This window comes from Nocardia thailandica NBRC 100428 (assembly GCF_000308795.1).
Taxonomy (GTDB): domain Bacteria; phylum Actinomycetota; class Actinomycetes; order Mycobacteriales; family Mycobacteriaceae; genus Nocardia; species Nocardia thailandica.
Genome location: NZ_BAGK01000184.1, coordinates 62425 through 73870 on the forward strand (window position 1 = coordinate 62425; position 11446 = coordinate 73870).

The following is an 11446-nucleotide window of genomic DNA, read 5'->3' on the forward strand; positions in this document are numbered from 1 at the left end:
GGGGGTTTGCCCGGCCGCGTATTCACGGCCGGGCAAACCCCCGGGAGCGGAATTCGATCAGTGCGCCCGCGTGGAATTCGCCAGCGGCGGTGTCCTGACGCCGGTGCGGCGGAACACCCGGGACGGGTGGTGGCGCGCGAGCCTGCGCCCGAATTCGCGCACCGTCCCCGGCCAGGGGTTGGTGATCTGCCCGTCGGCCCGGGTGAACCAGGTCGGCACCCCGCCCGACCACACGCTGTCCGCGAGCCGCGCGTCGAGCCAGCGCCGGAATTCGGCCATCGCCGCCGGCTCGATCTCGACCGGCCCGCCGACCTCGGCACCGTATTCCAGGCAGGCGCGGATATAACGGGTCTGCCGGGCCTTGATACTGGGGTTGCTGTTGGCGGGGGTGAAACTGTTCGGCCCGGCGATGAGGAACATGTCGGGGAACCCGCCGGGAACGGCGAGGCCGAAGAAGGCCTCGGGCCTGCCCGCGCGCGCCCAGACCTCGTGCAGATCGGCGCCGTTCCTGCCCTGCACGGTGATGCCCTCGAAGAAGGCCGAGGCCCGGAAACCGGTGGCCCAGACGATCGTGTCGGCGGGCCGGTGCGTGCCGTCGGCGGTGTGGATGCCGTCGGGGCCGACGCGGTCGATCGGGTCGGTCACCAGGTGCACGTTCGGCAGGCCGAGCGCCGGATAGTAGGCGCTGTCCACCAGGATCCGCTTCTCCCCGATGCGGTAGTGCGGCGTCAGCCGGGCGCGCAGCACGGGATCGGGCACCTGGCGGCGCAGATGGGCGCGCGCCACCCACTCCGCGGGCCGGGCCGACCAGCCGCGCCGCATGATCGGCGCCATCACCAGATCCGCCCCGCAGGACAACGCGGCCCGGTAGAGGGATTGCAGCCCCGGGATCCGCAGGGCGGCCCTGGCCAGCGGCCCGAACCGGGCGGCGGGCTTGGGCAGGATCCACGGCGCCGAGCGCTGATACACCGTGACACTCGCGGCGGTGCGCGCGAGCTGCGGCACAAGCTGGGTGGCCGACGATCCCGTGCCGACGACGGCGACGTGACCGGTCAGGTCGGCGGAGTGATCCCAGCGCGCGGTGTGCAGCGTGTGGCCGCGGAACTCCTCGGCACCCGCGATGTCGGGCAGCGCGGGGCGGTGGAGCTGGCCGATCGCCCAGACGACCGCCTCGGCGTCGATGCGCTCGCCGCGGGTGCTGGTCAGTGTCCACGTCCCGGTGGCGTCGTCGTAGCGGGCCGCGCTGATCGCGGTGTCGACCCGCAGGTGCCGGCGCAGGCCCGTCCGGTCGGTCACCGAACGCAGGTAGTCCAGGATCGTGGTCTGATCCGGGAAGCGGAGCAGGCGGTCGCGCCAGCGGTCGAAATCGAAGGAATACAGGTGCGACGGCACGTCGCAGGAGCAGCCGGGATAGGTGTTCTCCCGCCAGACGCCGCCGACCTCGGCGCCCTCCTCGAGGATGAGGAAGTCCTCGATCCCGGCGTCGAGCAGTTCCGCGCCCATGGTGAGCCCGCCGAAACCCGCCCCGACGACGACCACCCGGTACCGATGCCCGCTCATCGGCGCGCCTCCCGGCCCGCATCCGTCGCGTCGCGATCCGCGGGGCCTTCGGCCCAGTCCCGCCACCAGCCCAGGTAGTCCGGGGACGCCATCGGGGCGTCGAGGTCGTCGAGGGGGATGTCGAAGGCGTCGATCAGGCGGTCGCGGTGGTCGGCCAGCACGCCGCGATGCCGCAGCAGCTCGGCCTCCACCCGCCCGGCGCGATCGGGCGAGAGCTGCCCGCGCGCCGCGTACCAGCCGCCCCGGGCATGGATCCGCTCGAGGGCGTAGACCGCCGCGACCGACTCGAGCACGGCGCCCGCGATGGTGTCCCCGCCGCGACGGGACGCGGCGGCCGACGCGAGAACCGCCTCCGTGGCCAGACGCTCGCCGGTGGCGGTGGCCAGTTCGATCGCGGCGGTGTCGGCGTCGATCGCCGTCCCGGCCGCCCGGTGGTCGCCGTCGCGCACGCCGGTCGCGAGGGCGAGTTCCCGCTCGGTGAGCATCCCGAGATACCCGGGCCGCTCCGGCGGCTGGTGCGGTAGCCGCAGCGCGGTGATGTCGTGACCGGCCGCGACCAGCGAGCCCGCCTGTTTGAGCAGGACCTGCGACTCGCCCTCGGCGGTGATGATCCCTTCTACGACGCCGAGCCAGTCGCCGATCCGGTTCACCCGCAGCGCCGCCTGCGCGGCGCCCCGCCTGCGGCAGGTCGTCAGCACGTCGTGGGCGGTGTGGGCCAGCAGCGGTTTGGCCAGCATCGACCACACCGCGTGCGCCGGCTCCCCGGCCGCGCCGCCTGCGCGCAGCTCTCGCAGGCGACGCCCGAGCACGCTCGTCGCGGTGACGGCGGCGAGCGCGGACACGACGTCCCGGCGCACGGTGCCGCGCTCGGCCATCACGAGCGCGCCCGGCTTCCGGGTCGACGAATACCGGTGCAGCACCGCCAGTCCCGCGCGGGCCGCCGCGCTCGCGGCCTGCGCCAGGTCCAGCCTGCCCTCGCCGAGCATCCCGATCGCCCGGTGCCAGCGCGCCCGGGGCGCCAGGTCGCAGTCCAGGCGCCCGGCCGGGCTCATCACCGCCCAGTCCCCGCCCAGCAGCGCCGCCCTGGGCACGAACACCCGGTCGAAGCGCATCATCGCGTGATCCATCGGCGCCCACGACTTGTCCGGCAGCGCCCGCACGCCGAGTCCGGGGACCGGCGAACCGTCCGGGTGCCGGAACCGCAGGAGGAAGGGCAGCACCCCTTCGTCGGCGCCGTCGACGATCAGCCGGGCGGTGACGACGCCGACGCGCGCGGAGGCGGACGCGACGTTGGGCATGAACTTCCACGACCCGACGGTCGGCGAGTCCAGCACGAAGCCGTCGCGCGTGCCGTCCCAGGTCGCGGTCGTCCGCTGGTCCGCGCCGTTGGTGCCGCCGAGTTCGGTGAGGGCGAGCACGCCGAGCGCGCGGCCGTCGTCGAGTTCGGCGGCCAGCGCGCCCTGGTAGGCGGACCCGTTGCCCAGCGCGGCGATCGCGCCGACGGTCAGGTCGAGGTGCCCGGTCAACACCGGGATCAGATGCGGCGCCGCCACCGCGGCCCACTCACACAGCTGCCCGCGCACCAGCGGGTCCGCGGCGATCGCGGCCGCCGAGCCGCCGAGCTCGGCGATCACCGCGCGCAGCAGGCCCGGCCCCCGGTCCGCCTCCCGCGCCGAGGTCACTCCCGTGCACGGACCGTCACCCAGGCCGACCACCGCGGCCCGGACCCGGTCCCGCAGCGGCGGGGGCCCTCCGAGTACCGCGGCACGCAACGCCGCGGTCGTGGAATCGGTACAAACCGGTCGCTTGGGCGCGACTTCTCCCGAACGAACACATGAGACATCTACAGTTGTCATGGCAGGGGCTCTCCACAGTGTCTGCATCAGCTCCGGCCGGTGGCAGCCGGCGGAGCGATGGGTGTGGGATGTCCCCCCGTTCGCAGCGGGGGGACATCCGACTTTCGAGGGTCGAGACCGAAACTTCGTGCCTTACAGGTCGATTCCGCGCACGACGGTCATCGGCGGCGAGAATCGGATGTGCGGACAGGCATAGCGAACTCCCCGATCAGCCCGGAAAGGGCCGTCGGGTGGGCGTCCGTGGACACGGAAGTGCCGCCGGACGGCAGTACTGAAGAATCGACGGTGAACCGATTGGCGCGTTCGTCCCGGGCACCCCTGAGGCTCGCGGTAGCAGCTCACTCTCCGGGCGACGCGGGTTAACTATATGTCGCACATCACACCGTGGCAAACACCCCGCAATCGAGCGAGGTCCCTCGGCGCGGCGCACTCCCCAACCGACCGCGCCGTCACCAAAAGTGTGGGGCACCAGTCGGACTCGGGTCCCGAATGCCACCACCCCACCCGTAAGACCAGGACAAAACCGACATCAGGTTCCCCGTGACCGACCGGGACGGGCCGCAGGCCGCCACACCCCGGCAGCCACCGACCACCCATCACGGAGAAACGTCACCGGACGGCATTACCGCCGAAACAGGCCACGCAGGAAAAGAGAAATCCGGCCCGCCTACCGGCCTACGAAAAAGCCCCCTACCAGCGTTTGCCGGTAGAGGGCTTTCAGGGCTCCCCCATCTGGACTCGAACCAGAAACCTGCCGATTAACAGTCGGCTGCTCTGCCAATTGAGCTATAGGGGATTGTTCCGAGCCTCGGGCTCGGTGGCCGTTCTGCTCTTGACCGGCCGAGATGAAACTTTAGCGTATGCCTTGTCCGGTTCCCAAATCGGGCCTCTACCTGCGGACATGCGCCGGACGGACCGGGTGGGGTCCGGATCGACAGGGGTGGTGCGGGTCGGGCAGGATGGGGGTCGCACACGATTGTGGGAGGAGTCCTAAGAGGATGCTGCGGTTGATCATCGGAATCGCCGCCGGCTATGTGCTGGGCACCAAGGCCGGGCGGGCACGCTACGAACAGATCAGTGCGGCGACGCGGGCGGTGGCCGGTTCCCCGGTGACGCGCAAGCTGGTGCAGGCGAGCAGGCAGAAGCTGTCGGACAAGCTCGATACCCGGCCCAAGCTCGAGCCGGTGCACCCGCTGGACGAACGGACCACGGTGCTCATGCCGCAGGACCAGATCGCCCAGCGCAACGGCCGACTGTAGTCGCGGACGGCTTCTCGGTCAGGCGTTGACCGAGAAGTCGTCGGAATTGCCCATGGCCTGCGCCTTGAGGCTCTTGCGGTACTGCTCGAGCGCCACGACGTCACCGAAGAGCTGCATGTACTCCCCCGACTCGTCGGAGGCCGCGATGCGCTGCAGCTGTGACTTGAGGGCAGCGATCTGACGGCCGACCCACGCCTCCTGGGTGCGGGCCAGCACGCCGGTGACGAAGCGCGGGATGTCCTGCTCGGTGCGGACCGGGAGCGGTTCGCTCGCGAGTTCGGAGACGAGCGCGCCCAGCAGCAGGTCTCCGGTCCGATCCGTCACGGCCGCAACCCATTCCGCGCCGCTCAGGCCGCTCGCGGTGCCGCCGGCGGCGGCGATGGCGGTGCGGATGGCGGCGTAACCGGGGTGGGTGAACGCCTCGGTGTCGATGGCGTCGAACACCGGGCCCGCGATGGCGGGATACTGCAGGGCGACGGCCAGCGCGTGCCGCTGCGGGAGCAGCACGGGGTCGTTCGGCGCCGGACGCGGCGAGACGGGCGCCTCGGGCGCCGGTTCGGCGGTGGCGGCGGGCCGGGAGCGGCGGTCGGCGCCGGGACGTTCCCCGGTCCGGTTCTTGCGCGCCTCCTCGCCGACGCGGCGGACGACGAGCTGGATGTCGTCCCAGCCGACCAGGCCGGCCAGCTTCGTGGCGTAGGCCTTGCGGGTGGCGTAGTCCTTGATCTGGGCGACCACGGGGACGGCCTCGCGCAGGGCGGCGATCTGGCCCGCCTCGCTCATCGACTTGGTGGCGGGATCGCTGTAGTACTTCTCCACGATGCCGCGGATCACGAACTCGTACAGGGCGATCCGTCGCGCGACCAGGTCGCGCAGGGCGCCGTCGCCGGAGTTCTGGCGCAGTTCGCAGGGATCCTGGCCGTCGGGGGCGACGGCGATGAAGGTCTGGCCCGCGAGGCGCTGGTCGCCGCTGAACGCCTTGAGCGCGGCGGCCTGACCGGCGGCGTCGCCGTCGAAGGTGTAGATGATCTCGCCGCGCCAGAAGTTGTCGTCCATGAGGAGCCTGCGCAGCACCTGCAGGTGCTCCTCGCCGAAGGCGGTGCCGCAGGAGGCGACGGCGGTCTTGACCCCGGCCAGGTGCATGGCCATGACGTCGGTGTATCCCTCGACGACGACGGCCTGATGCCCCTTGGCGATCTCGCGCTTGGCGTGGTCGAGACCGAACAGCACCTGGGACTTCTTGTACAGCAGCGTCTCCGGCGTGTTGACGTACTTGCCGGGCATGGTGTCGTCGTCGAACAGCTTGCGCGCGCCGAACCCGATGACCTCGCCGCCGAGGTTGCGGATGGGCCAGAGCAGGCGGCGGTGGAAGCGGTCGATCGGGCCGCGCTTGCCCTGCTTGGACAGGCCGGCGGCCTCGAGTTCCTTGAAGTCGAAGCCCTTGCGGAGCAGGTGCTTGGTCAGCGCGTCCCAGCCGCCGGGGGCGTAGCCGCAGCCGAACTGCAGGGCGGCGTTGCCGTCGAAGTTGCGGTCGGTGAGGTACTTGCGGGCGGCCTCGGCCTCGGGTTCGCGCAGCTGGGCGGCGTAGAACTCCTGCGCGGCGGCGTTGGCGGCCACCAGGCGGGCCCGGGTACCGCGATCGCGCTGGACGGTGGTGCCGCCGCCCTCGTAGTTGATCTGGTAGCCGATGCGGTCGGCCAGCTGCTCGACGGCCTCCACGAAACCGATGTGCTCGATCTGCTGGAGGAACTTGTAGACGTCGCCGCCCTCGCCGCAGCCGAAGCAGTGGAACACGCCCAGATGCGGGCGGACGTGGAACGACGGGCTCTTCTCGTCGTGGAACGGGCACAGCCCACGGATCGAGAACGGCCCCTGGGGGCGCAGGGCGACATACTCGCCAACGATGTCTTCGATCCGGACGCGTTCGCGGATCGCCGCGATATCGCGATCAGGGATTCGTCCGGCCACGGGACGAGTCTAGTCGCAGGCGTTCACCGGCAGTCCAGCGAGGCGGCGACGCGCTCGAAGCGGCTCTCGGTGTAGGAGGCGATCTGGTCGAGGACCACCCGCACGCGTTCCCGGTCGTCGGTGGCGGCGTTCCACCACGGCAGCAGCAGATCGTCGAGGTGGGCGGGGGCGGTGGTGACCAGGCGGTCGGCCAGGGACTGCACCCGTTCGCGCTGGGTGGCCTGGCGGGCCCGGTGACCGGGGTCGGAGCGGACGTAGCGCAGCGCGACGGTCTTGAGCAGCGCGACCTCGGCCTCGGCGACCGGCGGGACGACCAGGTCGACGTCGTAGCGGGCGTGCGGGCCGGGGCCGGTGAACTCCCGCGTCGCGGTGATCGCGGCGGTTGCGAACCGCCCGACCAGCTCGCTGGTGAGGCGTTTGAGCGCGACCGAGGCCGCGAAGGTGCCGTCGTAGCGCATGGCGGCGACGACGATGTCCAGGTCGGCCAGGCGGCGGGCGGCGGCGACGAGTTCGTCGACGGACTGGTCGGGGTGCTGGGTGTGCCCGAGTTCGGCGAGGGCGAGCTGTTCGGCGGGGTCGGCCAGGGCGCGCAGGTCGACCCGGCCGACGATGACGCCGTCCTCGACGTCGTGCACCGAGTAGGCGACGTCGTCGGACCAGTCCATGATCTGGCATTCCAGGCTCTTGCGCCGTTCGGGCGCGTCCTTGCGGATCCAGGCGAGGCGGTCCAGATCGGCCTCGTAGGCGCCGAACTTGCTGCGCGGACCCGTGCGGGGCCACGGGTACTTCAGGGTGGCGTCGAGCGCGGCGCGGGTGAGGTTGAGGCCGACGCTCTCGCCGTCGGGGCCGATGACCTTGGGCTCGAGCCGGGTCAGGATGCGCAGGTTCTGCGCGTTGCCCTCGAAACCGCCCCAGTCGTCGGCGAACTCGTCGAGCGCGCGTTCCCCGTTGTGGCCGTAGGGCGGGTGGCCGATGTCGTGGGCGAGGCCGGCCAGCTCGACCAGGTCCGGATCGGCGCCGAGGCCGTCGGCGATGCTGCGCCCGATCTGGGCGACCTCGAGGGAGTGGGTGAGGCGGGTGCGGGGGGTGTCGCCCTCGCGGGGGCCCATGACCTGGGTCTTGTCGGCGAGCCTGCGCAGCGCGGCCGAGTGCAGCACGCGGGCGCGGTCGCGGGCGAACTCGCTGCGGTGACCGTTGCCGTCCCAGGCGCCGTCCAGCCCGGCGGTCTTGCCGGGCTCGGTGACCATGCGTTCTTCGTCGTGCCCGGTGTATTCGGTCGTCATCATTGCCCCGCCGTGTAGCTGAAGTCTGCCGAGAAGTGGGTGAGCTGATACCAGAGCAGGGCGCCGGTCTCGCGGGCGATGCCGTGGAACTGCGATTCGCGGGTGTAGACCGCCGGACCCGTGCGGGTCGGCGCCGTCCAGGCGTCGAGCCCGGCGTCGCGGGCCATGGTGCGGGTCCGCAGCGAGTGCCACGGATCGCTCACCAGGACCGCCGATTCCATGCCGCGCGCGTGCATCGCGGCCGCGACGGCCTCGACGCTGCGCAAGGTGTCCGAGCCGGTCTCCACCGCGAGGATCTTGTCGGCGGGGACGCCGCGCTCGGACAGATAGTTCTTGCCGGAGGCGGCCTCGGTGTAGAGGTCGCCCTCCTGCTTGCCGCCGACGGTGACGATGCGGGGCGCGACACCGGCCCGGAACAGGCGGTAGGCCTGGTCGAGGCGGGCCTCGAAGACCGTCGACGGGGTGCCCGAGTACTGCGCGGCGCCGAGCACGACGATGGCGTCGGCCGGGGTGTAGTCGTCGATGCGGGCCACCTGCCAGACCCGCACGGCGGTCCCGCCGACGAGCACCAGGGCCATCAGCACGGCGCCGCCCAGCAACCGGGCCAGCCAGCGTCCGCCCGCCCGGGCGAGGCCACGCGAAGGCCCGGGTGCCGAACCCGGTGCGGCCGTTCGCGAGTACATCATCCCGCCAAGTCTGCCAGGTTCCCTTGACGCCCGAGGAGGCCACCGGTTACCGATGGATCCCGGTCGGGTGAACCCCCGGCGGCCGGTCGGCGCCCGGAACCTCCCTCGAGGCGGATGATCCCCGTAACAAGATCGCAAGCGGCGCGATGTGATCTAGACAACATCGATTCAGGAGGTTCGGAATGCTGTCTGCGAAGCGACTTGCTGCCGGCGCCTTCGTTGCCACCGCAACGGCAGGCGTCATGCTCGCCGGTGGTGGTATGGCCCAGGCCGATGTACCGGTGTGGCAGGCCAACTGCCACGTCTACAACATCTTCAACACCGGCGGGATGGCGAATTGCGAGCTGCCCACCTGGCATCAGGTGAAGCTGACCTGCGTCGCGTGGCCCGTCCCGTTCACCTACTGGAAGTACGGCCCGATCCAGTACGGGCAGAACCAGTCCTGGGCGAGTTGCGATTCGTTCAACGCCCTCGTCGGGATCGAGGTCATCCAGGCCTAGACCACGGCGCGGCGTCCGCGCGGCCGGTGACCCGCTCGCGCCGGGCGGTCACCAGCCGCGGTCGCGCCAGGCGGGCAGGTGCGGGCGTTCGATGCCGAGGGTGGTGTCGTCGCCGTGGCCCGGGTACACCACGGTGTCGTCGGGGTAGCGGTCGAACAGTTTCGTGGTGACGTCGGTCAGCAGGGACTCGAAATCGGCTCCGGAGTGCGTCTTCCCGACCCCGCCGGGGAACAGCGAGTCGCCGGTGAACAGGTGGGTGCGGCCCGCGCCGTCGACGAGCGCGAGGGCGACCGAACCCGGGGTGTGGCCCCGCAGATGGATGATCTCGAAGACCAGATCGCCGACGGCGATCCGGTCGCCGTCGTGCAGCAACCGGTCCGGGGTGACCGGCAGCTGTTCCGCGTCGAGCGGGTGCGCGGCGGTGGGCGCGTTCACCGTCTTGTGCACCTCGGTCAGCCCCTGCCAGTGGTCGGGATGCCGGTGCGTGGTGATGATCAGCTCGAGCTCGCCCAGGGTTTCCTGGGCGGTCAGCTCGAGGATGCGTTCGGGCTCGTTGGCCGCGTCGATCAGGACCGTGGCGCCGGTGGCGACGCTCTGGACCAGATAGGCGTTGTTGTCCATCGGACCGACGGAGATCTTGAAGATCCGGGCGCCCGGCACGTCGCGCTGCTGGGCGGCTCCGCCCGGCTCGACGTGTCCGGTGTAGAGGCGATCGACGAGGACCATGCCGCCGATGATAGGGCGAGACGCGCCGGTCGGCACGGCGCGGCGACCGGCGGTGACACACGCGGGCCGCGGCTCGGGCGCCCCGGCGCGGCGGGCCCGGCTAGATTCTGAGCATGTCGCAGACTCTGCGCCGGGTCGCCTCGCTGTGCGGGGCCCTGGCCGTGTTGACCCTTCTCTGTGTGCCCGTCGCCGGGGCGGAACCGCCGAGCAGGCTGGGACCGCAGGTGACCGACAGCGCGAAGGCCCTGTCCCCCGCGGACGAGCAGCGGGTCCGGGACGCGGTCGGGGCCCTCTACGACGACCGCCGCGTGCAGCTGTGGGTCGTCTACGTGCGCGACTTCGCGGGCATGGCGGCCCAGGACTGGGCGGCGCGGACGGCGCAGCTGTCGGACCTCGGCGACCGTGACCTGCTGCTGGCGGTCGCGACCGAGGACCGCGGGTACGCGTTCACCGGCGAGCTGCCCGCCGGGATATCCGACAGCGAGCTCGACGAACTGCTCGCCGGATCGGTGGAACCCGCACTGCGTGACGGCGATTGGGCGGGCGCGGGTGTGGCCGCCGCGCAGGGACTCGACTCCGCGCTGGGATCGGGGTTGTCGTGGGGCGTGGTGATCCTGCTCGTGCTCGGCGTCGTGGTGCTGGCAGGCGCGGTGGCGCTGGTGCTGCGCCTGCGCCGGGGCAGGCGCGAACGCGCCGAGCTCGCCACGGCCCGCACCCTCGACCCGACGGACTCGGCCGCGCTGGGCCGCCTGTCGCTGCCGACGCTGCACGCGCTGTCGAAAGAACGCCTCGTCGACATCGACAACGCGATCCGCACCAGCGCCGAGGAACTCGATCTGGCGACCGGCGAATTCGGCGACACCGCCGTGACGCCGTTCCGGAACGCGCTGGAGGCGGCGAAAGCGGCGGCGGCGCAGGCGTTCACGATCCGCCAGCAGCTCGACGACGCGATCCCCGAGACGCCGGACCAGCAGCGCGCGCTGCTGCTGACCGCCCTCGGCGCGATCGGCGCGGCGGACCGGGAGCTGGACGCGCAGGTGGCGGCGTTCGACGAGATGCGCGACCTGCTCATCGGCGCGGCCGGGCGCCTCGACGGGCTGACCCGCGACGTGGTGGATCTGACCGCCCGGGTACCGGCCTCCGAGGCCGAGCTGAACCGGCTGGTGGCGGCCTACCCGGCCTCGGTGCTGGCACCGGTGCGCGACAACGTGCGCATGGCGGGCGAGCGGATCCGGTTCGCGGAGCAGAACATCGACACCGCCCGCATCGAACTGGACAGGCCGGTGGGCGAGCAGGGCGGCGCGGTCGCCGCCATCCGCGCGGCCGAGGGCGCGGTCGGACAGGCGCGGGTGCTGCTGGACGCGGTCGACAACGCGGCGAGCACGATCCAGCAGGCGCGCGACGGACTGCCCGCCGCCCTGGACGAACTGCGGGCCGACCTGATCGACGCGGCCACCCTGACCGAACACGGCGGCACCGAGCTGCCCGCCGCGGTCGACGCCGCCCAGCGCGCCGTGCGCGAGGCGGGCGCGGCGGCCGAAGCCGATCCGCTGACCGCCTATCGCACGGCGGTCGACGCGGACACGGCCCTGGATCTGGCGATCGCCGCGG

The 11446-nt window shown here is 72.0% G+C and carries 9 protein-coding genes and 1 tRNA gene; 3 read left to right on the forward strand and 7 right to left on the reverse strand.

The features are described 5' to 3' along the window. Window positions 1-57: 57 nt before the first annotated feature. From ON36_RS20220 to ON36_RS20230, 3 genes are all read right to left on the reverse strand, one after another. Window positions 58-1560: a flavin-containing monooxygenase gene (locus tag ON36_RS20220; protein ID WP_083885263.1), complete on the reverse strand. Its 1503-nt coding sequence runs from the start codon at window positions 1558-1560 to the stop codon at window positions 58-60. Beyond that, window positions 1557-3332, reverse strand: coding sequence for an acyl-CoA dehydrogenase family protein (locus ON36_RS20225; protein WP_157224958.1), 1776 nt, complete (start codon window positions 3330-3332; stop codon window positions 1557-1559). Before ON36_RS20225 ends, ON36_RS20220 begins: the two co-directional genes overlap by 4 nt. A gap of 807 nt (window positions 3333-4139) precedes the next feature. Next, a tRNA-Asn gene (locus ON36_RS20230) sits at window positions 4140-4212 on the reverse strand. A gap of 202 nt (window positions 4213-4414) precedes the next feature. Here ON36_RS20230 and ON36_RS20235 point away from each other — a divergent pair. Further along, complete coding sequence (locus tag ON36_RS20235; RefSeq protein WP_043655885.1) at window positions 4415-4675, forward strand: hypothetical protein; 261 nt, start codon at window positions 4415-4417, stop codon at window positions 4673-4675. A gap of 18 nt (window positions 4676-4693) precedes the next feature. On the opposite strand, the gene dnaG is transcribed toward ON36_RS20235, so the two are convergent. The 3 genes from dnaG to ON36_RS20250 are packed head-to-tail and all read right to left on the reverse strand — an operon-like array spanning window position 4694 to window position 8606. After that, complete coding sequence (dnaG, locus tag ON36_RS20240) at window positions 4694-6640, reverse strand: DNA primase (RefSeq protein WP_043655888.1); 1947 nt, start codon at window positions 6638-6640, stop codon at window positions 4694-4696. A 23-nt stretch (window positions 6641-6663) separates the two neighbouring features. Beyond that, complete coding sequence (locus ON36_RS20245; protein ID WP_043655890.1) at window positions 6664-7923, reverse strand: deoxyguanosinetriphosphate triphosphohydrolase; 1260 nt, start codon at window positions 7921-7923, stop codon at window positions 6664-6666. Further along, window positions 7923-8606, reverse strand: coding sequence for a YdcF family protein (locus ON36_RS20250; protein WP_043655932.1), 684 nt, complete (start codon window positions 8604-8606; stop codon window positions 7923-7925). The genes ON36_RS20245 and ON36_RS20250 overlap by 1 nt, the downstream gene beginning before the upstream one ends. 185 nt (window positions 8607-8791) lie before the next feature. Between ON36_RS20250 and ON36_RS20255 the strand changes: the two genes are divergently transcribed. Further along, entirely contained in the window at window positions 8792-9109 is a 318-nt protein-coding gene (locus ON36_RS20255) for a hypothetical protein (RefSeq protein ID WP_043655892.1), read from the forward strand. A 48-nt stretch (window positions 9110-9157) separates the two neighbouring features. Here the strand turns inward: ON36_RS20255 and ON36_RS20260 are convergent, their stop codons facing one another. Beyond that, window positions 9158-9835 carry an MBL fold metallo-hydrolase gene (locus ON36_RS20260; RefSeq protein ID WP_043655893.1) on the reverse strand — a complete coding sequence of 226 codons (678 nt, stop codon included), beginning with the start codon at window positions 9833-9835 and terminating at the stop codon, window positions 9158-9160. A 113-nt stretch (window positions 9836-9948) separates the two neighbouring features. On the opposite strand from ON36_RS20260, the gene ON36_RS20265 reads away from it, so the two are divergent. After that, a partial coding sequence (locus tag ON36_RS20265; RefSeq protein ID WP_043655896.1) for a TPM domain-containing protein occupies window positions 9949-11446 on the forward strand: 1498 nt, incomplete at its 3' end.